The following is a 22507-nucleotide window of genomic DNA, read 5'->3' as shown; positions in this document are numbered from 1 at the left end:
CAAAAAAGGGGAGCGCCGCAGCGATCGCGCTCCCGCCAACGCTTTTCTCAGTAATAGGGTGAGATCATCAGATACACCAGAACGCCGGTAATGCTGACGTAGAGCCACAGGGGCATGGTCCAACGGGCGATTTTGCGGTGCTTCTCCACCTGCATGTTCAGCCCCCGGGCAAGGGTGAAAAGGGCCAGGGGAACGATCACCGCCGCCAGAACGACATGAGTGATCAAAATGAAATAATAGACGGCCCTGAGCACCCCTTCGCCGCCGTATGGCGTCGATTCCGCCAAGGAATGGTAGATCAGATATGTGATCAGAAACAGCGCCGTCGTGGCGAAGGCGGCCAGGATGAACCGCCGGTGCAGCTTCACGTTTTTCCGGCGGATGAAGTACAGAGCGGCCAGCAGAAAAACCGTGGTAAAACTGTTGAAAATCGCATTCAACATGGGCAGGAAGGTGAGGTCCCAGTGATCGAAGCGGTCCGCCTTCGGCATGAAGAACAAAATGGCCACGATCAAATTGATGGCGATCGACAGGGTGACCACCCAAGGCGTATAATTCCGCTGCCTGACGTTTTCCGTCTCATAATTGGTCTTCTCCATGATTCGTTCACCTTTTTGGAGGAATTCCGTCAAAACATAGTATACCACATGGATCCTCCAACGGAATCGCGGTCACAAATCCGTGAAAAATGGATCCGATCGATGTGACGGCGATCATTGCTTCCGCCGGAGACCATCGGCGTTTTCGACGGATTTCTACCTTATATATAGGAAGAATCCGTCCACAAAAAAGGGGCCCTTTCAGGAAGGGCCCCGACAGCAGGGGGTTGACTTGTCGGAAGCTTACAACACGATCTCCAGCGGCACCGTCGTCGAGGAAGACGGCTCGTGGCGTCGGATCGCCTCGGCCACCCGGTCACCGAACTCCTCGGTGCCGATGGCCAGATCGCCCGACGGGGCCAAATCCGCCGTCCGGTAACCGGCGGCCAGCACGGAGCGCACCGCCTGTTCGACGGCCCGCGCGGCCTCTTCGTACCCGAAGGAGTGGCGAAGCATCATCGCCACGGACAGGATGGTGGCAACGGGATTGGCCACGCCTTGACCGGCGATATCCGGGGCGGAACCGTGGACCGGTTCGTACAGGCCGAAGGAACCGTCGCCGAGGCTGGCGGAGGGAAGCATCCCGATGGAGCCGGTCAGAATGGCCGTTTCATCGCTCAAAATATCCCCGAACATGTTCTCGGTGACGATCACGTCGAAATGGGCGGGCTTTCGGACCACCTGCATCGCGCAATTGTCCACCAGCATGTGTTCCAGCTCCACGTCGGGGTAATCCTCAGCCACCCGGTTGACGACGGAACGCCAGAGGCGGGAGCTTTCCAATACGTTGGCCTTGTCGACGGAGGTGACCCGTTTCCGCCGGCCGCGGGCGATGTCAAAGGCACGCCGGGCGATCCGCTCGATCTCCCACTCGTGATACACCAAGGTGTCCGTCGCCTTTTCGCCCTCCTCCGACCGTTCCCGGCGCTTTTCCCCGAAGTAAATGCCGCCGGTCAGCTCCCGGACGACGATCAGATCCACGCCCCGGAGCACCTCCGGGCGGAGGGTCGAACTTTCCTCCATGCCCTCAAACAGCATGGCCGGCCGCAAGTTGGCGTACAGTCCCAGTTCCTTCCGCAATCTCAGCAGCGCCTTTTCCGGGCGCAGCTCGGGCGGGTTGTCGTCCCACCGGGGTCCGCCCACCGCCCCCAGGAGCACCGCATCCGAATCGCGGCACAAATCCAAGGTTTCCTGCGGGAGGGGATTCCCCACCCGGTCGATCGCTCCGCCTCCCACCATGCCAAACCGGAACGAAAAGCGATAACCGAAGGTCTCCGCCACCACCCGGAGGATCTTGACGCCTTCATCGACGATTTCCGGTCCGATCCCGTCCCCCGGGAGAACGGCAATTTTCTTGACCATATTTCCCTCTCCTTTTGATTCGACCTGTCATGTTGCCGAAGCCCTCTTGTCGGATGGAAGAAGAGCGGGGTCCGCAACGATCTCCGGACACCCGCACCTCCCTGTCTCATCCGACCTGGCCGTTCGCGGTTTCCCTCTCTCCTATCCCATCGAAACACCCATCGTCTCTTTCTCTTCGGAAGGCTTCTCCCCCCGACACTGGATCAACCGGTTGATTCCGTCGATATAAGCCCGCGCGCTCGCTTCGAGAATATCCGTGCTCACGCCCCGTCCCTGAACGGTGAGCTCCTTCTGATTCAGCTGTACATACACCTCGCCGAGGGCGTCCTTGCCCCGCGTGACGGACACGATTTTGCAATCGACCAATTCCACCTCTTCACCGGTGATGCGATCGATCGCCTTGAAGATGGCGTCGAGGGAGCCGTTGCCGCAGGCCGCCTCTTCCAGAATCTCACCGGTCCGGGCATTGCGCAGCCGGACCGACGCGGTGGGAACCGACTGATTGCCGTAGGAGAGCTGCACCCACTCCAGCGCGTACACTTCCGTCTTCGGTTCCCCCCACTTTTCCTCCACGAGGGCGATCAGGTCCTGATCGGTGATCTCTTTTTTCCGGTCCGCCATCTCCTTGAAGCGGACGAAAAGCTGGTTGATCTGTTCGTCGGTGAGACGGTAACCCAAAGCGCTCAGATGATCCCGGAAGGCGTGCCGTCCCGAATGTTTGCCCAGCACCAGCCGGCTTTTCTCGAAGCCGACCGTCTCCGGACGGATGATTTCGTAGGTGGACTGATGCTTGAGGATGCCGTCCTGGTGAATCCCCGATTCATGGGCGAAGGCGTTGGCCCCGACGATCGCCTTGTTGCCGGGGACAAACATCCCGGTCAGCTTGCTCACCAAGCGGCTGGTGCGGGCGATCTCCCGGTGATTGAGGGTGGTGGCGGCCTGGTAGTAGGATTCGCGGGTCTTCAGCGCCATGGCCACTTCTTCGATGGCGGCGTTTCCGGCCCTTTCGCCGATCCCGTTGATCGTTCCCTCCACCTGATCCACCCCCGCCTGGATGGCGGCGAGGGTGTTGGCCACGGCCATGCCGAGATCGTTGTGGCAGTGGGCGCTCAGTTTGACCTTTTCAATGCCGGGAACCCGCCGGCGCAGTTGGATGAAGATGTCGGCATACTCCTCCGGCGTCAGATAACCCACCGTGTCGGGGAAGTTCAACACGTCCGCCCCGGCTGCGATGGCCCGTTCCGCCACCTGGCAGAGGTAATCGATCTCCGTCCGCCCCGCGTCTTCGGCGGAAAACTCCACCTTGGGGAAAAACCGCCTGGCATATCGGATGGCCCGATCGAGCGTCTCCAGGACCTCTTCCTTGCTCATGCGGAGCTTATATTTCCGGTGGATCGGAGAAGTGGCCAAAAAGATGTGGATGCAGGGGGATTCCGCTTCCTTCAGCGCCTCCCAGGACGCATCGATGTCCTTTTCCACGGACCGGGACAGGCTGACCACCGTCGCCCGTTTCACTTTCTTCGCCACCGCCCGGACCGATTGGAAATCCCCCGGCGAGGAGGCGGCAAAGCCGGCTTCGATGGAGTTCACCCCCAGCTTCTCCAGCTGGAGAGCGATTTCCACCTTTTCCGACGTGCTCAGATTGACTCCCGGCGACTGCTCGCCGTCCCGCAGCGTGGTATCAAAGATCTCTACGGTCCGCATGGGGCGACACCCTCCCAGGTTAAGATTTGACGGGTTCTTTTCTCTTTCCGTCGACCCAAACCATCATCTCGCGCAACTTCGAACCCACCTGTTCGATGGGGTGATTCCTCTCCTCTTCTCTCATCCGGCTGAACTCCAGGCGTCCCCGCTCGTTTTCCTCGATCCAGCGCTTGGCGAAGGTGCCGTCCTGAACTTCCTTGAGGATCTGCTTCATCCGCTCCCGGACTCCTTCGTCGATCACCCGCTTGCCGCTCACGTAATCGCCGAATTCCGCGGTGTCGCTGACGGAGTAGCGCATGCCGGCCAAGCCGCCCTCATACATCAGATCGACGATCAGCTTCAATTCGTGGAGACATTCGAAGTAGGCGATCTCCGGCTGATAACCCGCCTCGGTGAGGGTTTCGAAGCCCGCCTTGATCAACTGGGTCACACCGCCGCACAGCACCGCCTGTTCGCCGAACAGGTCCGTCTCCGTCTCTTCCTTGAACGTCGTCTCGATGACCCCCGCCCGGGTGGCCCCGATTCCCTTGGCGTAGGCCAATCCGATCTCCATCGCCTTTCCGGTGGCGTCCTGGTGAACGGCGATCAGCGCCGGAACGCCAAATCCCTCGGCATAAACCCTCCGCACCAGATGGCCCGGCCCCTTGGGGGCGATCAGCACCACATCGACCGACTTGTCGGGAACGATCTGCCCGAAATGGATGTTGAAACCGTGGGAGAAAAACAGGGCGGAACCGGGTTTCAGATGGGGCGCGATCTGTTCCCGGTACACCTTGGGCTGCACCTCGTCCGGAAGGAGGATCTGCACCACATCGGCCCGCTTCACCGCTTCATCGACCGGGCAAACCGTAAAGCCGTCCCTTTCCGCCTGCTCCCACGATTTCCCCGGGCGAAGGCCGATCACCACGTCGACGCCGCTGTCCCTCAAATTCAGCGCCTGGGCGTGCCCCTGGCTCCCGTATCCGATCACGGCAACCGTCTTTCCCTCCAGCGCTTTCAGATCCGCATCCTGTTCGTAATACATTTTCGCCATGCCAATCCCTCCAGTCGGTAATTTGTTGTCTGTTGTATCAGGATCCGCCCGCGAAGGGCGGAAGTTTCCCCTTGGAAGCTCTCTTACGAGGGAACTTTGATCGGCCCCCGGGGCAGGGCCGTCACCCCCGTCCGGGCGATCTCCTTGATCCCGTAGGGGCGGAGCAAATCCAGCAGGGCGTCCAGTTTCTCCCGGTCTCCGGTGGCCTGCACCATGAGGGTGTTGCTTCCCACATCCACCACCGACGCCCGGAAGGGTTCGACGATGCCCGCGATCTCCGTCCGCGTCGAGGGATTCGCCCCCACCTTCACCAACATCAGCTCCCGGGCCACCACCGGGTGGGAGCTCAGATCCTGCACCTTGATCACGTCGACCAGCTTGTGCAATTGTTTGGACACCTGCTCCATCGTCCGCTCGTCCCCGTGGGTGACGATCACCATCCGGGACAAACCGGGTTCCTCGGACTCGCCGACGCTGATGCTCTCGATGTTGAAGTTGCGGCGCCCGAGGAGATTGGCCACCCGGGCGAGAACGCGCGGCTGATCGTTGACCAACACGGACAGAATGTGCCTCATGCCTCTTCATCCCCCATGATCATCTCGTCCAGACTCGACCCCGGCGCCACCATCGGATAGACATTCTCTTCGGGATCGATCTCAAAATCGACCACGACGGGACCGGGATGGGCGAGCGCTTCCTGCCAGGCCCGTTTCGCCTCTTCCTCCGTCCGCGCCCGGAGCCCCTTCACCCCGTAGGCCTCCGCCAGCTTCACGAAATCGGGGCTGCCGGAGAGATCCACTTCGCTGTACCGCTCCTGGTAGAACACCTCCTGCCACTGCCGCACCATGCCGAGGCACCGGTTGTTGATGATGGCCACCTTGACGGGGAGATTTTCCAGGGCGGCAATCGCCAGTTCCTGGGAGGTCATCTGAAATCCCCCGTCCCCGGTCACGCAGATCACCAGCCGGTCGGGATTCGCGATCTGCGCTCCCAGGGCCGCCGGAAAACCGAACCCCATCGTTCCGAGGCCGCCGGAGGTGATGAAGGAACGGGGCCGTGCGAAGCGGAAATATTGGGCCACCCACATCTGGTGCTGACCCACATCCGTGGTGACGATGGCATCCCCGCCGGTGGTTTCGTAAAGGTGGCGAATCACCCACTGGGGTTTCAAAGCGTTCTCCGACGGACGGAAGGTGAGGGGATACTGCCGCTTCCAGTCTTCGATCCTTCTGAGCCAATCCGCGGAACGGCTCCGGGGAAGACCGTCCAGCGCCGCCTGGAGCACCCTTTTCACGTCGCCGACGATCGGGATATAGGCGTCCACGTTTTTTCCGATCTCCGCCGGGTCGATGTCGATGTGGGCGATTTTCGCCCCCTTCGCAAATTTGTCGATACGTCCCATGGTCACCCGGTCATCGAAACGGGCGCCGATGCCGATCAACAGGTCGCATTCCAGCAGTGCATGATTGGCGGCATACGTCCCGTGCATCCCCGGCATGCCCACCCAAAGCGGATGATGTCCGGAAAAACCGCCGATGCCCATCAGGGTCGTCACCACGGGAATCTGCGCCTGCTCGGCAAAGGCCTTCAGCTCCTGGTCGGCTCCCGACGTGACCACGCCGCCTCCAGCGAGAATGACCGGCCTTTCCGCTTTGGCGATGGCCGCCTTCAGCTTCTGAACCTGAAGGGGATGGGGATCGGTGGTGGGCTGATAGCCCCGGATGAAAACCTTGTCCGGAAACTTGAGGGCAGCCTTTGCGTTGGACACATCCTTGGGAATATCGATCAGCACCGGTCCCGGACGACCCGTGGACGCGATGACGAAGGCTTCCTTCACCACCCGGGCCAGGTCCCGCACATCGGTCACGAAATAGTTGTGCTTGGTAATCGGCATGGTGATCCCGGTGATGTCCGCCTCCTGGAAGGCGTCCGTTCCGATCAGGTTTTGCGGGACATTGCCCGTGATGCAGACCAAGGGAATGGAATCCATGTACGCATTGGCGATTCCGGTCACCAGGTTGGTCGCCCCCGGCCCGGAGGTGGCGATCACGACACCGGGTTTTCCCGTGACCCGGGCATAGCCCTCGGCCATGTGGATCGCCCCCTGCTCGTGCCGGGCCAATACATGGCGGATCTGACCGTGATAGAGGGAGTCGTAGATCGGAAGCACCGCCCCTCCGGGATATCCGAAAATGGTGTCCACCCCTTCTCTGATGAGGCAGCGGAGCAGGATTTCCGAACCGGTCAGCTCCCTCGTTTCTGTCCCTTTCTCCTGTCGGTCCTCCGTCGCGATCGCCGGGTGAGGCACCTTGATCGAACCTCCTTCAGTGATATTGAAAAAAGAAAACCTTTCACCCCACACGAGTCACAAATATTGCCTCGATTGGGGCGAAAGGTTCGCGGTACCACCCAATTTCGCCGCTCCCTCGCGGGAGTCGGCCTCTGCGGGTGCGAAGGGATCGCACCCCGTCGGATAACGGCGACAACCGGAGACGGCCTACTCGCGCGGCATGCGCCGCCTTTCGGCGTCCAGCTCCGAGGGGAGAAAGCGGTCCGGCCGTGATTCCGGTCTCACCTATCCGGAACTCTCTGTGACACGGTGACGGATCGCTTGTTGTCCTCTTCATCGCTTTAAACCGATTCAGTTTTTAAATAACAACAAACCCCTGCTCGCAAGCGCCAACCTGTCCCGTAATGCTTCAGGTCAGAACCTGCCGCAGAGGCTTTTATCCTCACGGTGTACATCCCGGCATGCCGCCGGAATGCTGGTGCCGCTCGGTCGCAGACCCCGCAAACGCAGGCGGGCGGAACCCTAGGCACCCTTCCAACCATTCTCCGTTATTTGATTTGCTTTACCTGTTCGATTATTTAGGTGTTATTATAATCAGGCAAATTCATCTTTGTCAACTGTCTTTCGAAAAATTTTTTTCCGCGGTGCACTCTCTCCGATCCGGCAGCCTCCCCATGCTTCGATTTGGTTCATTGTATATGAGCCGGATGCCCGCCTTAGAACCATAAATTTTTTTTTCACAGCGCTAGATCTCCCGGAAGACCGCGCCGGTGCTGGCGGAGGTGACCAACCGGGCGTATCTCCTGAGGTATCCGGTCTTCACCTTGGGCTCCGGCTCTGTCCAGGCCGCCCGCCTCCGCTTCAATTCCTCCTCGGGAACATCCAGATGGATGCGGCGGTTCGTAAGATCGATCTCGATCATGTCCCCCGGCTCAATCAGGGCGATCGGTCCCCCTTCAGCCGCCTCCGGAGACACGTGGCCGATGCAGATCCCCCGCGTCGCCCCGGAGAAACGGCCGTCCGTGATCAGCGCCACCTCTTTGTCCAGTCCCATTCCGGCGATGGCGGAGGTCGGCGAGAGCATTTCCGGCATGCCCGGCCCTCCTTTGGGCCCCTCGTAGCGGATCACCACCACATCGCCCGGCTTCACCTTCCCCAGGGCGATGGCGGCGATGGCCGAATCCTGGGAATCGAAAACCACGGCGGGTCCCCGGAACACCCGGATCGACGGGTCCACCGCACCGGTCTTGATGACCGCTCCGTCCGGCGCCAGATTCCCGAACAGGATGGAAAGCCCTCCTCTCCGGCTGTGGGCCCGCTCCAAGGGGCGGATCACCTCTTCGTCCTTGATTTCCGCATCCGCGATATTTTCACCCAGGGTCTTCAAGGTGACCGTTTTCGCATCCAGATGGAGCAGGCCTTCGATTCGGCTCAGCTCCTTCAAAATGGCGCTGATTCCCCCCGCCCGGTGCACATCCTCCATGTGCCACCGGCCGGCGGGGCTCACCTTGCACAGGTGGGGAACCCGTTCGGCCAGCTCGTTCAAGCGGGACAGGGGATATTCCACCCCCGCCTCGTGGGCGACGGCGATGGTGTGCAGCACCGTGTTGGTGGAGCCGCCCATGGCCATGTCCAGGATGAAGGCATTGTCCAAGGCCTCCCGGGTGACAATGTCCCTGGGCTTCAGGTCCGCTTCCACCAGGGCCATGATCTGCCGCGCCGCCCGGCGGGCCAGCTCCTCCCGCTCCTTCGTGCCGGCCAGGATGCTCCCGTTTCCGGGCAGAGCCAAGCCCAACGCCTCCGCCAGACAGTTCATGGAGTTGGCGGTGAACATCCCCGAACAGGAGCCGCAGCTGGGACAGCCGAAGTCCTCCAGCATCTTCAGCTCCCGCTCATCGATCTTTCCGGAATGGTAGGCCCCCACCCCTTCGAACACCGAAGACAGATCGACCTTGCGGCCGTCCGGCATCCGGCCTGCAGCCATCGGACCGCCGCTGATGAAGATCGTCGGGATGTTGACCCGCATCGCCCCCATCATCATCCCCGGGGTGATCTTGTCGCAGTTGGGAATGCAGATCAGCCCGTCGAACCAGTGGGCCTGCACCACCGTCTCCAGGGAATCGGCGATCAGCTCGCGGCTGGGCAGCGAGTAGCGCATGCCGATGTGGCCCATCGCGATCCCGTCGTCCACGCCGATCGTGTTGAACTCAAAGGGAACGCCCCCCGCTTCGCGGACGGCCTCCTTCACCAGCTTCCCGAATTCCTGCAGGTGGATGTGCCCGGGAATGATCTCCACGAAGGAATTGCAGATGCCGATAAAGGGCTTGTCAAAGTCCTCGTCCTTAAGGCCCGTCGCCTTGAGAAGGCTGCGATGGGGCGCGCGATCGATCCCTTTCTTGATCCGGTCGCTGCGCATGTTTTCTCCCCTCCGCAAATTCATGAGATATTGTTCATCAGTGTATAACAAAAATTCGCATCTGTCACTACCGGAAAAATTCTCGGCGGAAAGCGTCGACTTGAAGCGCCCGGTTGTCTCAGCCTTATGAGCCGATGGCCCTTGATATGGACCAATATTCAAAATATACCGATATCCGGAAGGCGGCAGGACGAACACACGCCTCCGGTAACCGGCGTACAGCGGTGGCTGAAGACGGGAATTCAGCGCAAGAAGTCCCGCCCCCTGCATCAGGCGATGTCCCGCACCTTCCACGGCTGTGGAAACTCTTTACAGGGTTCACGCCTCCGGGATATGATAAATGTAAAAGATGTTTTACATTTCCGGGCAGGGGATTTCCAGTGATCAAAAATCGCGTCAGGGAGCTCAGACAGCAGAAGAACGTGACCCAGATCCAAATGGCGCGGGATCTGCAGATCACCCGGCAAACCCTGATCGCCATCGAACGGCACAAATACCATCCGAGTCTGGAACTGGCCTTCAGGATCGCCCGCTATTTCGGGAAGCGGGTGGATGAAGTTTTTTTGTGGGAGGAGGATGGGGATTGAGGCGAGAGTGGTTGATCGCCCTGACGGGACTTGGTGCGGGAACCGCCATCGGCATGTGGATCACGGACCGATTCGAATGGTTCTCCTTCGTCAGCCTGGCAATCCTGGTAACGATATATTTCTACCTGAAACAGTTGCGCAGAAAAAAAACCGGAACTCCCGAAACCGACGAGCGGATCCGGAAAAATGCGCAGCGGGCAGCCCTCTACACCCTGCTCGCCCTGATCGGCGCCGGCGTGCTGGTGCTCGCCTTGACGACATCTCCCGGCCAACAGATTCCAGTGGAATATATTGCGGTTTATTGCCTGTTCAGCCTGTTCACTCTGTCGGCGGTGCTTGCCATTGTGAAGCGTAGATAGAATGGCTTTCCCCGATTTCAAACGAAGACAAAATCTAAAAAGCCCCGGGAGGCAAAGAGGAGGAAGACGCGATGAAGCGCGAGTGGTTGTACTCCCTTCTGGGCATATGCGCGGGAATGGCCATCATCATGGCGGTGAGGGGAGAGATGCGATGGTCTTTTGTCTTCGGCGCAACGACGGGCATGATGCTCTATTTCTTCGCAAGACGCCTGCTCCGGAAAAAAGACGGCACCCCGGAAATCGATGAGCGGATCCGGAAAAATGCGCAGCGGGCAGCCCTCTACACCCTGCTCGCCCTGATCGGCGCCGGCGTGCTGGTGCTCGCCTTGACGACATCTCCCGGCCAACAGATTCCAGTGGAATATATTGCGGTTTATTGCCTGTTCAGCCTGTTCACCCTGTCGGCGGTGCTGGCCGTCGTGAAGCGAAAATAAGGGCTGCGGACAAATCCGGATTCAAGTCGTGCGATCCTGCGCGGTTGTGTGTTATAATCTGTACAATCATTCGAAATATTGTTCCGGCGCGCCGGCGATCACTGCCCCATCCCGATACAAGAGAGGAGGATCCGGCTTTGTCGCCCTTCATCTCCGCACTCCGCCTGATCGACCGCTATTTCATCCTTTGGCTGCTGATCGTCTCCTGCATCGCCTATTTCTTTCCGTCCCCCTTCACCGGGATCAGTCCGTGGATCCCGCTCCTTTTGGGCGTCGTCATGTTCGGCATGGGAACCACCCTTTCGGCGGATGATTTCCGCCTCATCCTGAAGCAGCCCGTTCCGGTTTTGATCGGCGTCGCCGCCCAATACGTCATCATGCCCGGAGCGGCCTTCCTGATCGCCTTGCTGTTCCGGCTGCCCCCGGATTTGGCCGCGGGAATGATTCTGGTGGGAGCAAGCCCCGGCGGAACCGCCTCCAACGTCATCGTCTACCTGGCCAGGGGGGACGTGCCCCTGTCGGTCACCATGACGACCGTCTCCACGCTGTTGGCTCCCATTTTCACTCCGCTGTTGATGCTGCTTTTGGCCGATCGGTGGTTGCCCGTCGAACCCTGGTCCCTATTCCAATCCATCGTGCAGGTGGTGATCGTGCCCGTCGTCCTGGGAATCCTGGTCAAACGCTTTTTCCCGGTCGCCGTGAAGAAGGCGACGCCCGCCCTGCCGGCCGTCTCCGTCCTCGCCATCATCGCCATCGTCGCCGGCATCATCGCAAACGGGGCCGATCAGCTGTTGGCCGCCCCGATCATCTTCCTGGCGGTGATGCTGCACAACTTGGCCGGGCTGGCCCTGGGGTATCTCGCCGCCCGCCTTCTCAGGCAGGACGAGGCGCGCTGCCGGGCCATCTCGGTGGAGGTGGGAATGCAGAATTCCGGTTTGGCCGTCGCCCTGGCCACCGCCCACTTCAATCCGATCGCCGCCCTGCCCGGCGCCATCTTCAGCGTCTGGCACAACATTTCCGGTTCCCTGCTGACCGCCTACTGGGGAAAAAAGAAAATCGAAAAGGCCTCTGCTTCCGGAATGACGGCCGATTCCTAAAGGGGGCCGCTTTCGTCCTTCCACGGACCGCATCAATCCGCCCGTGATATACCGGGGCGGGAAGGAGGAAACATGTGCCCATGATCCGGATCATTCCTTCCGAAAAGCGATACAGGGCGGACCACGGCTGGCTTATCACCTACCACAGCTTTTCCTTCGCCGAATACTATGATCCCAGCAACATCCGGTTCGGTGCCCTGCGGGTGTTCAACGACGACACCGTTCAACCGGGTCGAGGATTCGGCGAACATCCTCACGCCGACATGGAAATCATGACCTATGTGATCGACGGCACCCTGGAACACCGGGACAGCCTGGGCAACCGGGGATTGCTCCATGCCGGAGAGGTCCAGCGGATGACGGCGGGAACGGGCATCTTTCACTCCGAATACAACGCCTCGAAGGAAAGGCCCGTCCATTTTCTGCAGATCTGGTTTTTGCCCGAGAAAAAGGGATTGCCCCCTTCCTGGGAACAGAAGAAATTTTCCTCCGAACAGAAGCGGAACCGGCTCCTGCCCGTCGTTTCCGGACGACCGGCCGAAGGGGCCCTGCACATCCACCAAGACGTGACCGTTTACCTCTCCCTCCTGGAGGCGGGCAAGGAAGTCCGCCACCGCCAAGAGGCGGGCCGCCGGATGTATCTCTTCGTGATCGACGGAACCGTCGCATTAAATGAAAAGCATCCGATGAAAAAAGGGGATTCCGCGCGGATCACCGGGCTGTCCGAACTGACTGTCGCCACCCGAGAGGGCGCCGAATTCATGTTGATGGATTTGGCTTGATGAAAAACGGGTTTCCAATGTTTCATCCCCACGAAGGGTACGCCCAACCAATGATCAAAGCCGGGAGATGCTTCTCCCGGCTTCGAGACTGCTGTCATCCCCTGCAGCGAACAGTGGGGCGTAAAGCCCTTATCAGTGCCGGAAGGGGTTGTGCCGCGACCTTTCGTTTAAGCAAAGGCACTCGCGGCACACCCCCCTCCCCGCTCCGGAATGCAATATGCTTATGGCTTGTCGCTCGGCGGAAAATCGTCCCCTCCCGGCACTTTGTCATTCACCTCACCGGGTGTTATACCACTGAAAAAATCGAAAAAGAAAGTAAGTACATCCCGAAATCACAAAAGTGGCGGTCAAGGGTCCCGGTGCGTGGTCCCATTTACCAAAAAAACCCCCCACCCATAAAACCATAAAGGATATCCAACCTTGCAAATAAAAGAAATGATCATCACGTTCCGCGAAATGTCGACCACCAAATTCAAGCGCTTATCCATTTGTCACCATCATCATAAATGATAAAAAAAAATACACAAAAGGCTTGAGGCAAGTGATCAAAATGAACATCCCGGTTCCCCAAAGCGCCTCAACATACCGCTATTTGCCGGTTAATGTAACCGTATAAGAAAACACTTTCGGTCGGATCGCCGTTGGACCCGGCTGATCCGACCGATTAGGTTGACCCTTTTTCCCTCAATATTATTTACGCCTTGATTTGCTGCTTGGCCAGCTCCGCCAGTTCGGAGAAGGCCTTCGCATCGTTGACGGCCAAATCGGCCAGCATCTTCCGGTTGATTTTCACGCCGGCCAGCTTCAGCCCGTGCATCAACCGGCTGTAGGACAGGCCGTTCATCCGCGCCGCCGCGTTGATGCGGGCGATCCACAGTTTGCGGAAATCGCGCTTGCGCTGACGCCGGTCGCGGTAGGCGTACATCCAGGACTTCATCACTTGCTGCTTCGCCGTGCGGAACAGCGCATGCTTCGAGCCGAAGTAGCCGCGGGCCAACTTCAGCACCTTTTTGCGCCGCCGCCGTGTCACGTATCCGCCTTTCACCCGTGCCACCAGATATCCCTCCCAAAATCGACCGATACTCAATGCTTATTTATAGGCGATCAATTGGCGCGTCCGCTTGACGTCGCCCTTGCTCATCAGAGCGCCCTTGCGGAGTCGGCGCTTCCGCTTCGACGTTTTGCCCTCGAGCAGATGGCTCTTAAAGGCGCGGTTGCGCTTGATCTTGCCCGTTCCCGTCTTGTCGAATCGTTTGGCCGCTGCTCGACGCGTCTTCATCTTCGGCATTGCGTATCCTCCTCAAGACTGCTGTTTCGGAGTCAGAATCATGATCATTTGCCGCCCTTCCAGGCGGGGCTGGCGCTCCACCTCGCCGAGGTCCTTCACTTCCTCGGCCATCCGGTTCAAAATCGCCCTCCCCAGCGCCTGGTGAGTGATTTCCCGTCCGCGGAAGCGGATGGTCAGCTTCACCTTGTCTCCGCTCTGCAAAAACCGCCGCACATTGCGCAGCTTGGTTTGCAGATCGTGCTCTTCGATCGACGGGCTGAAGCGGATTTCTTTCACCTGGATGATCTTCTGCCGCTTACGGGCCTCTTTTTCCCGCTTGCTCTGTTCATAGCGGTACTTTCCGTAATCCATGATCCGGCACACCGGAGGCTTCGCATGGGGAGCCACATTGACCAGGTCGAGGTCGTGCTCCTGGGCCAGCCGCAGCGCCTCCTTGATGTGCTTGATACCCAACTGCGACCCATCAGGGCCAATCACGCGAACCTCGCGAGCACGAATCGCTTCATTGACTTGATGTTCCTTGCTGATAACCTGCCACCTCCGTGGGGGAATTAAAACAAAAAAGTGCGGACCTCACGCCCACACTCAACATCGAAGTCATCCGCGATGAAACCTGTCAACAGCCCGTGCGTCGATCAGGTGAGAAGCGGGGCGCTTCTTCTTGGATACCGTCGCAATTGTACCATGCCCCTATTATCTTGTCAAGAAAGGATGCCGTGTAATTTTCCGGTGTCCGTGCAAGGGCCAGGAATCGTTTCAGATCGCCTTCACCGCCTCGTTTCTCAGGATGGACATGACGTGAAGGGAAACATACCTGCCTTCGATCTTCAGGCATTCCCGGAGCGTTCCTTCCCGGACGAAACCGAGCGATTCGTACGCGCGGCGGGCCCTTTCGTTGTGCTCCATCACATCGAGCCACAGGCGATGGGCCCCCAGGTCGTCAAAGCATCGACGGATGAAGAACCGCAGGGCTTCTTTTCCCAGCCCCCGGCCCGGCCGGGACACCACGATCCGCATCAGTTCGATGGAACCGTGGGGATTTTGGATGCCCCGCAGAATCGCATAACCGATGGGTTGGCCGGTTTCGGGATCCTCCATCACCCAGTGTTCCGCATCGGGATCCCTCATGGCATCCCGATGCGCTTTTTGGGGCCAGGCGATCACCCACCGGCGGGCATCGGCTTCCATCTTAAGCACGGCATCCAAATCCCTCTCCTCCGTTCCGCGCAGGATCATGCGTTCCAGACGAACGGCCCGGCCCACTTTCTCCTCTCCCTTCGGTTTCCCTATTCTTTCGCCTCGATCTCCGCTTTCATCTGGGCGATCACTTCGCTTACGGGTTTCGCACCCTGATCCCCTTCGGAGCGCTTCCGCACGGCCACGGTGCCGCTTTCCCGCTCCTTCTCCCCGACGACCAGCATGTAGGGGATCTTCTGCAGCTGGGCCTCGCGAATCTTGTAGCCGATCTTTTCGCTGCGGTCATCCAGTTCGGCGCGGATGCCCGCCTCCTTCAGCTCCTCCAGGACCTTGCGGGCGTAATCGGCATGCGCATCGGCAATCGTGAGCACCCGGGCCTGCACCGGCGCGAGCCACAGGGGAAACGCGCCTCCGTAGTGCTCCACCAAAATTCCGATAAACCGGTCGATGGAACCATAGATCGCCCGATGGATCACCACCGGCCGGTGGCGCTGGTTATCCTCCCCCACATAGGAAAGGTCGAATTTCTCCGGCATCTGGAAGTCCAACTGGATGGTGGCGCATTGGTGGCTGCGCTTCAAGGCGTCCCGGATGTGGAAGTCGATCTTGGGTCCGTAAAAGGCTCCGTCCCCCTCGTTAATCCGGTACTCCACCCCCGATCCGTCCAGCACCGCCTTCAGCGCCGACTCGGCCTTCTCCCACAACGCATCCGAGCCCATCGAGTTCTCCGGCCGGGTGGACAATTCCACCGTGTAGGGAAACCCGAACACGGAGTACATCCGATCGACCAGCTCCATCACGCGGGCAACCTCTTCCTCGATCTGATCGGGGCGAACAAAGATGTGCGCGTCATCCTGGGTGAAAGAGCGCACCCGGAGCATCCCGTTCAACGCTCCGGAAAGTTCATGCCGATGCACGTGACCGTATTCCGCCAAGCGAAGAGGCAAATCCCGGTAAGAACGCACCTCGTTCTTGAAAATCAGCATGTGGCCGGGGCAGTTCATCGGCTTGACGGCGAACACGGTGTCGTCCACTTCGGTGAAATACATGTTTTCCCGGTAGTGTTCCCAGTGGCCCGATTGCTCCCATAACCGCCGGTTCATGATCAGGGGTGTGCGGACCTCCTGATAACCCGCCTTTTTCTGCAATTCCCTGGAAAAGTTCTCGAGCTCGTTGCGGATCGCCATGCCGCCCGGCAGATAGAAAGGCATTCCCGGCGCCTCGTCGGAAAACATGTACAGCTTCAATTCGCGCCCCAGCTTTCGATGGTCCCGCTTTTTCGCCTCTTCCAACCGTTTTAAGTAATCCTCCAGCTGCGACTGCTTCGGCCAGGCGGTGCCGTAGATCCGCTGCAGCATCTGGTTGTTGCTGTCCCCCCGCCAGTAGGCTCCGGCGACGCTGAGCAGCTTGAAGGCCTTCAACCGGCCCGTCGAGGGAACGTGCGGACCCCGGCAGAGGTCGAAAAACTCCCCTTGCTCATAGATGCTGATCTCCTCGTCTTCCGGCAGATCCCGGATGAGCTCCAGCTTGAGGTGATCCCCCACCTCCTCGTAGATGCGGATCGCTTCCTCCCGGGAAACCACCTTCCGGCGGATGGGAAAATCCTCTTTCACGATCTTCTGCATTTCCGCCTCGATCTTCGGAAAATCCTCCGGGGTGATCTTTTCCGGACAGTCGATGTCGTAATAAAAACCGTCTTCGATGACCGGCCCGATCCCCAGTTTCACCCCGGGATAGAGCCGCTTGAGGGCCTGGGCCATCAGGTGCGCCGTGCTGTGCCGGTACACCTCCAGCCCTTCCGGATCATCCAAGGTGAGCACCTTGACCTCCGCCTGATCCGGCACCGTCGCTGACAGGTCGACCACCTTGCCGTTCACTTTTCCCGCGATCGCCTTTTTCAAGAGCCCGCGGCTGATGGAGGCCGCCACCTCCGCCACCGACACGGGCTGATCGTATTCCCGGACGGATCCGTCCGGAAGTTTGACCGCCACGCCCATGTTTCTCACCCCTGCCATCTTTTTTTCAAATAAAAACGCCCGCACCCAAGGGACGAGCGCAGACGTCGTGGTTCCACCCTTCTTCGACCCCGCCTGTCAAAAGGGCGGACGGGATCCTCTTCGCGGTAACGGCGCGTTCCCGTCGGCGGATACTCACCCTGATGGGCGTTCCCCGCCGCTGCTTCGAGGGGGTAAACCGATCCCCAGGGGGTTAAGGGGCTTCCAGCCGATGACCCCTCTCTCTGGCAACCGTGGTGGACCGGCTCATGTCCTCTTCATCGCATTTCCCGAAAAATTTGTTATGTATTATACCGGTTTGTTCCCCGTCAGTCAAGGGTTTCGCGGCTCGCCCCTTCCCGGCAAAGGGGGCAGCCCTCGCAAAGAACGATCCGGCCCTCGAAAATTTTGCGCACCGTGCGGATGATCGTCTCCTCGCGCTGTCGGGTGTGAAGCACCACAAACTCCGGAGCCGCCGACAAAAGCGCGCTCACGATCATATCCTCCCGGGAAAAGGGGTGTTCCCCCAATTCCTGCACGGCTCCCTCCACGTCCTTCAGACGCAGGGGGGTTCCATCCCCCTTCATCAGGTGGAACCGGCTTTTTCCGAAATGGAGGACGTGAATGACGGGAATCCGGGTCTTTTGGGTGGAAACGAAATACCGCAAGAGCTCGATGAACTCCCGGTATTCCTGCTCCAGGCGGTACTCCCGGACAGCCTGCTCCAAAAGCCGGGAAAAAACCCGGTGGTACCCCTTCAGGCGAAAGCGGATGAACCCGTCGACGGCCAACCTGCGGCTCTCTTTGAGGAAGCCGGACACCTGCCCCGCAATTTTCCAGTCCAACCCGAGGGAAGGTTTGCGCCGCCGTTTCTTGCCGATCCAGCTCAGCACCGCCTTTTCGGCGGCGTCGGATCCCGAAGGCTGGAAGGGGAAGGCTTTCCGGACGGCATCGCGGACCAGATGCGGTTCGTGATAGGAACGGATATATTGGGCGACGGCCAGGCCGATTCCGTGACGGACCTCCCTCGATTCCGCCTCGCCCCCGCCGCTGTCATCGCACAGAAAGATGACGCGGGAGCCGATCCGCTCTTCCCGGATGCGGAAGGCAATCCCGCGGAACTGCATCCGAACCACCTGCTCATCCAGGCAGTTCCACAGGTGGCATACGGCTTCCGGAACCCTGTCCGGCAGGGATAACTGATAGACGGTCACGCACAACACATCCTCCCCATCCATCGGTATTTCTAGTATATGGGGGGATGCCCGGCGGTATACCGCCTCCGCCCCTCCGGCCGCTCATCCGAAAAGGCCGAAGGCGGCCAATCCTTCCTCCATCACCCGGCGATACACCAAATATGTAAAAATCACGCCGGTGCCCATCAGGGACACCTTGTAAAACCACCGGTCCACTCCTCCTCCGGTGGGGATTTTCAGGCCCAGATTGCGCAGTCCGAACCGCTTCGACCACGGCCAAAACAGGGGAATCCCGCCGGCCGTGACCGCATCGGCCAAGAGATGGGAGCCGTATCCGACCGCCACCGCCGGGGCGATCATCGGTGAAGCCAGATACGAGGTCCATACGACAAAAACGAAGGCCAGAAGGGAATGGCTGAATCCCCGATGGTCGGCGAAGGCGACGCAGAGGGCGTAGATTCCCGCAAGCAGCGTCCAGAGCGGCCAATCCCTGAGAATAAAGAAAAGGACGACCAGACCGCCCAAGGCGGCCAACACCCAGGACCGGAGGCCCTCCGGCAAAAAGGGAAAAAGAATTTTGTTCACCGTGCTGTTGTCGTCGTCGATATCCGGCAGCAGCGCCGCGGTTCCGCTGACCAGAATGGTCACCGTCGCTTCGTTGAGGCTCTGCGCCGGATCGATCGCGGTCGCCGTCACCGCCCCGGAAACCAGTCCCAGGGCCAAATGGGTTTTGCCGGTCACCGCGGTTCCTCTCCTTTCCTGCGAAGAAAAAAGATGCATTTTCCCCAAATAAACGACAAGGCACCGGTTCGCCCATCGGGCGGTCCGGCACCTCGTCGCTGTTTTCTCGCGCCTTTTGAACCTCTCAGTTTTGCATCACAAAATCCTTCTCCACCGTTTCCCCTTCCCGGAAAATGCGGAGAATCTCATACCTCGTGTTCCGCTGGGCGGGAATTTTCCCCGCTTCGCGGATCAATCGGAGGATCAGATTGGTGTTCACCTTGTGGGTGGTTCCCGCGGCGGAGACCACATTCTCCTCGATCATCGTGCTGCCGAAGTCGTTGCAGCCGTAGCTGAGGGAGAGCTTGCCGATCCTCGTCCCCATCGTCACCCAGGAAGACTGCAGGTTGGGAATGTTGTCCAGCATGATCCGGGATATGGCCACCGCCTTCAGATAATCCTCCCCGCTCAGCTTTTCCCGCTTCAGGCGGGTGTTGTCCGGCTGGAAGGTCCAGACGATGAAGGCGAGAAAGCCGCCGGTCTCATCCTGGGCTTCGCGGATCCGGAGCAGATGGAGCACCCTCTCTTCCAGGGATTCCCCGAAACCGATCACCATCGTCGCCGTCGTGTGCATACCCAACCGGTGCGCCGTCTGCATCACGTTCATCCAGTCCCGCCAGGATCCCTTCCGCCGGCTGATCTTGAGACGGGTCCGGTCGTCCAGGATTTCGGCCCCCCCGCCGGGGATCGAATCCAATCCCGCCTCCTTCAACTGGCGGATCACCTCTTCGAGGGGAAGACCGGAAACTTCCTTCATTTTCAGGATCTCCGCCGGCGAAAAGGAATGGATGTGAATGTCGAACCGCTTTTTGATCTCGCGCAGCAGATTGGTGTAATAACTGAAGGGAAGATCCGGATGGGTTCCGCCCTGCATCAGAATTTCCGTGCCGCCCACGTCGACCGTCTCCTGGATCTTCTTAAAAATCTCCTCATTGCTGAGCACATAGCCCTCCTCATGGCCGGGCGGCCGGTAAAAGGCGCAGAAGCGGCAGTACGTGTCGCAAATGTTGCTGTAGTTGATGTTGCGCCCGATCACAAAGGTCGTGATCGGTTCCGGATGCAGGCGCTCCATAATCTGGTTGGCGGCCCATCCCAGTTTTTCCACTTGATCGCTTTCCCAGAGGAGAATGCCCTCCTCCAGTCCCAGCCGTTCCCCTTTCAACGCGCGGTCCAATATTTGATCGATTTTCGCCATCAGCCAACCTCCTCAAACCCGGAGCCGACGGATGCGGCTTCTTTTTCTATCCTATCACATGAGACGGATCCTGTCTTGCCTCCCTCCAAAACCCCCGGTGTGCTAAACTGGATATGTGCCGCGGCACGGTTTTGCCACTTCCGGAACGCGGCGCAGAGTGTCGAAAACCCACCACTCTCAAAACAAACACTAGGGAGCGATCGCCATGAACGCAAAGGAATGGAATCAAGCGGGACCCTCCCGAAAGGAGGAGGGGACCTTTCCCTTTCCGCCGAAACTGCAGATCTTCGGCAGGGACATTCAAAGGGAACAGCTGAGGTATCACCAGCGGCGCGTTGCCGTGGAGAAAACCTTCACCTTTGACTCATCCCACCACCTGCATTTGTATGAAGGCAAGTGCAAGGCGCTCCACGGGCACACATACCGCCTCACCGTCCAGGTGAGCGGTTTCGTCAACGAGATCGGACTGGTTGTCGATTTCAAGGATCTGAAGGCGATGGTGAAGGAAAAAATCCTGCTTCCCCTGGACCACCAATACCTGAACGGCGTCCTTCCCCCCATGAACACCAGCGTCGAGAACATGATCGTCTGGATCTGGGAGAAATTGGAGGAAGGGCTGAAGGAGCTGGGTTCGCCGGAGCAGGCCCTTCGGCTGGAAGCCCTCCGGCTGGAGGAAACGCCCACCAGCGCCGCGATCCTGCGGCGGGAATGGATGGAGGATCGGCGATGAATCCCAAGGAAATCACTCTGCCCCTGGTGGAAATCTTTCAGACGGTGGAAGGGGAAGGGGGAAAAGCGGGTTTTCCCACCACCTTCATCCGGCTGTATAACTGCAATCTGCGCTGCACCTGGTGCGACACCCCCTACAGCTACGCCCCGCATCCCCCGGAAAAAATGCTCACCGTGGGAGAGATTCTGGAACAGGTGAAGCGCTGGGGCAACCGCCACATCTGCCTGACGGGAGGGGAACCCCTCCTCTATCGGGACAAGGCCCTCGCCCTGCTTCAGGAACTGGCCCCCCTTCCCTTTTTGGAGGACATCCACATCGAGACCAACGGAGCCATCGATCTGCTCCCCTTCCACCGCTGGCGGGAATCCTCCCCCCACGGGTGGAAAATCCGCTTCATCATGGATTTCAAACTCCGCTCCAGCGGAGAGCGGGACAAAATGATCCTCAGCAATTTCCTCCATTTGACCGATCGGGATGAGATCAAATTCGTCATTTCCGACCGGGCGGAATTTGACGAAGCCCTGTCGGTGGTGGAAAGCGCCGTGCGCCGGGGTCAGATTCTCTTCAGCCCCGAGTGGAACTCGCTTCCCCCCGACCGGCTGGTCTCCTGGCTGCTCCAGCAGCCGCGGAGGGACATCCGGTTAAACCTGCAGACCCACAAGTACATCTGGGACCCGGACCGTCGCGGAGTTTGAAAGGAGGAAAAACAATGCCCGACAAAGCGGTCGTGATTTTGAGCGGGGGCCTGGACAGCACCACGTGCATGGCCGTCGCTGCAGACGAAGGCTTCGACATTTACGCCCTCACCTTCGACTACGGTCAGCGGCACCGGCGGGAGGTGGACTGCGCCCGTCGGGTGGCGGCCCACTTCGGCGCCCGCGAACACCGGATCGTGAACCTGGACTTCCTGAAACAAATCGGCGGCAGTTCGCTCACCGACTCCCGCATGGACATCCCCTCCGGGGGAGCGGGGGACGATATCCCCAACACCTATGTCCCCGGAAGAAACCTGATTTTCTTGTCCCTGGCGGCCTCCTTCGCGGAGGTGATCGGGGCCCGGGCCATCTTCATCGGCGTCAGCGCCGTCGATTACAGCGGCTATCCCGACTGCCGCCCCCAATTCATCGAAGCGGTGAACCGGGTGCTCCGGGTCGGCACCCGGGCGGGAGACCGTTCGGAACCGATCGAAATCCGGACGCCCCTCATCCATCTGTCGAAGGCGGAAACGATCAAGCTGGGACATCGGCTGGGCGCTCCCTATCACCTGACAACCTCCTGCTACCGGGGAGGGGAGCGGGCCTGCGGGGAGTGCGACAGTTGCCGGCTCCGGCTCAAGGGATTCCGCGAAGCGGGAATAATAGACCCGATCCCTTATGAAAAGCGGCCCGGCGACCCTTCTTGAACGCCCTACGGGGGAACTTCCCGCATCGGGATGGGCCTAATCGCCCCTCCCTCGAACCAAAC

23 protein-coding genes and 1 other annotated feature are annotated in these 22507 nt (G+C 59.7%); of the genes, 8 read left to right on the top strand and 15 right to left on the bottom strand.

Annotation, left to right across the window (positions count from 1 at the left end; translation table 11 throughout):
• Positions 1-47: 47 nt before the first annotated feature.
• From BM063_RS05730 to ilvD, 7 genes are all read right to left on the bottom strand, one after another.
• Positions 48-599 carry a DUF420 domain-containing protein gene (locus tag BM063_RS05730; RefSeq protein WP_092036920.1) on the bottom strand — a complete coding sequence of 184 codons (552 nt, stop codon included), beginning with the start codon at positions 597-599 and terminating at the stop codon, positions 48-50.
• 243 nt (positions 600-842) lie between these two features.
• Entirely contained in the window at positions 843-1961 is a 1119-nt protein-coding gene (leuB, locus tag BM063_RS05725) for a 3-isopropylmalate dehydrogenase (RefSeq protein WP_092036771.1), read from the bottom strand.
• Between the two features lie 141 nt (positions 1962-2102).
• Positions 2103-3665, bottom strand: a complete 1563-nt coding sequence (locus tag BM063_RS05720) for a 2-isopropylmalate synthase (RefSeq protein WP_092036769.1) — start codon at positions 3663-3665, stop codon at positions 2103-2105.
• A gap of 19 nt (positions 3666-3684) precedes the next feature.
• Positions 3685-4698, bottom strand: a complete 1014-nt coding sequence (ilvC, locus tag BM063_RS05715) for a ketol-acid reductoisomerase (protein ID WP_092036767.1) — start codon at positions 4696-4698, stop codon at positions 3685-3687.
• Positions 4699-4781: 83 nt separating this feature from the next.
• Entirely contained in the window at positions 4782-5273 is a 492-nt protein-coding gene (ilvN, locus tag BM063_RS05710) for an acetolactate synthase small subunit (protein ID WP_092036765.1), read from the bottom strand.
• The gene (ilvB, locus tag BM063_RS05705) at positions 5270-7006 is read right to left on the bottom strand and encodes a biosynthetic-type acetolactate synthase large subunit (RefSeq protein ID WP_245752098.1); all 1737 of its coding nucleotides are present in this window, start codon (positions 7004-7006) and stop codon (positions 5270-5272) included. The genes ilvN and ilvB overlap by 4 nt, the downstream gene beginning before the upstream one ends.
• Positions 7007-7733: 727 nt before the next feature.
• The gene (gene ilvD, locus BM063_RS05700; protein ID WP_092036763.1) at positions 7734-9404 is read right to left on the bottom strand and encodes a dihydroxy-acid dehydratase; all 1671 of its coding nucleotides are present in this window, start codon (positions 9402-9404) and stop codon (positions 7734-7736) included.
• Between the two features lie 380 nt (positions 9405-9784).
• On the opposite strand from ilvD, the gene BM063_RS17935 reads away from it, so the two are divergent.
• From BM063_RS17935 to BM063_RS05675, 5 genes are all read left to right on the top strand, one after another.
• Positions 9785-9991 (top strand): helix-turn-helix transcriptional regulator, encoded by a 207-nt coding sequence (locus BM063_RS17935; protein ID WP_245752097.1) that lies wholly within the window; start codon positions 9785-9787, stop codon positions 9989-9991.
• Positions 9988-10350, top strand: coding sequence for a DUF2178 domain-containing protein (locus BM063_RS05690; protein WP_092036759.1), 363 nt, complete (start codon positions 9988-9990; stop codon positions 10348-10350). Before BM063_RS17935 ends, BM063_RS05690 begins: the two co-directional genes overlap by 4 nt.
• Positions 10351-10421: 71 nt before the next feature.
• Positions 10422-10784, top strand: a complete 363-nt coding sequence (locus BM063_RS05685; protein ID WP_092036757.1) for a DUF2178 domain-containing protein — start codon at positions 10422-10424, stop codon at positions 10782-10784.
• Between the two features lie 137 nt (positions 10785-10921).
• Entirely contained in the window at positions 10922-11881 is a 960-nt protein-coding gene (locus tag BM063_RS05680; RefSeq protein ID WP_092036755.1) for a bile acid:sodium symporter family protein, read from the top strand.
• 80 nt (positions 11882-11961) lie between these two features.
• Positions 11962-12663 (top strand): pirin family protein, encoded by a 702-nt coding sequence (locus BM063_RS05675; protein ID WP_092036753.1) that lies wholly within the window; start codon positions 11962-11964, stop codon positions 12661-12663.
• Positions 12664-13357: 694 nt separating this feature from the next.
• Here the strand turns inward: BM063_RS05675 and rplT are convergent.
• From rplT to mqnC, 8 genes are all read right to left on the bottom strand, one after another.
• Positions 13358-13717 (bottom strand): 50S ribosomal protein L20, encoded by a 360-nt coding sequence (rplT, locus tag BM063_RS05670; protein ID WP_092036751.1) that lies wholly within the window; start codon positions 13715-13717, stop codon positions 13358-13360.
• Positions 13718-13753: 36 nt separating this feature from the next.
• Entirely contained in the window at positions 13754-13951 is a 198-nt protein-coding gene (gene rpmI, locus BM063_RS05665) for a 50S ribosomal protein L35 (RefSeq protein WP_092036749.1), read from the bottom strand.
• A 12-nt stretch (positions 13952-13963) separates the two neighbouring features.
• Positions 13964-14479 (bottom strand): translation initiation factor IF-3, encoded by a 516-nt coding sequence (gene infC, locus BM063_RS05660; protein ID WP_218154417.1) that lies wholly within the window; start codon positions 14477-14479, stop codon positions 13964-13966.
• 24 nt (positions 14480-14503) lie between these two features.
• Positions 14504-14620 (bottom strand) — a sequence feature (ribosomal protein L20 leader region).
• 87 nt (positions 14621-14707) lie between these two features.
• Positions 14708-15214 carry a GNAT family N-acetyltransferase gene (locus tag BM063_RS05655; RefSeq protein WP_092036745.1) on the bottom strand — a complete coding sequence of 169 codons (507 nt, stop codon included), beginning with the start codon at positions 15212-15214 and terminating at the stop codon, positions 14708-14710.
• Between the two features lie 23 nt (positions 15215-15237).
• Positions 15238-17145 carry a threonine--tRNA ligase gene (gene thrS, locus BM063_RS05650; protein WP_092036916.1) on the bottom strand — a complete coding sequence of 636 codons (1908 nt, stop codon included), beginning with the start codon at positions 17143-17145 and terminating at the stop codon, positions 15238-15240.
• Positions 17146-17471: 326 nt separating this feature from the next.
• Entirely contained in the window at positions 17472-18356 is an 885-nt protein-coding gene (gene ytxC / locus BM063_RS05645; protein WP_177199009.1) for a putative sporulation protein YtxC, read from the bottom strand.
• A gap of 84 nt (positions 18357-18440) precedes the next feature.
• The gene (locus tag BM063_RS05640; RefSeq protein WP_177199008.1) at positions 18441-19079 is read right to left on the bottom strand and encodes a metal-dependent hydrolase; all 639 of its coding nucleotides are present in this window, start codon (positions 19077-19079) and stop codon (positions 18441-18443) included.
• Positions 19080-19203: 124 nt separating this feature from the next.
• On the bottom strand, positions 19204-20313 hold the full coding sequence (gene mqnC, locus BM063_RS05635) for a cyclic dehypoxanthinyl futalosine synthase (RefSeq protein ID WP_092036739.1): 1110 nt from the start codon (positions 20311-20313) through the stop codon (positions 19204-19206).
• A gap of 205 nt (positions 20314-20518) precedes the next feature.
• Between mqnC and queD the strand changes: the two genes are divergently transcribed.
• The 3 genes from queD to queC are packed head-to-tail and all read left to right on the top strand — an operon-like array spanning position 20519 to position 22445.
• Entirely contained in the window at positions 20519-21043 is a 525-nt protein-coding gene (gene queD, locus BM063_RS05630) for a 6-carboxytetrahydropterin synthase QueD (protein WP_092036737.1), read from the top strand.
• Complete coding sequence (locus tag BM063_RS05625; protein WP_245752096.1) at positions 21040-21738, top strand: 7-carboxy-7-deazaguanine synthase QueE; 699 nt, start codon at positions 21040-21042, stop codon at positions 21736-21738. The genes queD and BM063_RS05625 overlap by 4 nt, the downstream gene beginning before the upstream one ends.
• 14 nt (positions 21739-21752) lie before the next feature.
• Entirely contained in the window at positions 21753-22445 is a 693-nt protein-coding gene (gene queC, locus BM063_RS05620; RefSeq protein ID WP_092036733.1) for a 7-cyano-7-deazaguanine synthase QueC, read from the top strand.
• The last annotated feature ends 62 nt before the right edge of the window (positions 22446-22507 follow it).

The sequence above is a fragment of the Planifilum fulgidum genome (genome assembly GCF_900113175.1).
GTDB classification, from domain to species: Bacteria; Bacillota; Bacilli; order Thermoactinomycetales; family DSM-44946; genus Planifilum; species Planifilum fulgidum.
Note: the sequence above shows the minus strand (reverse complement) of the source record. Positions and strands in the feature narration are given on the sequence as shown.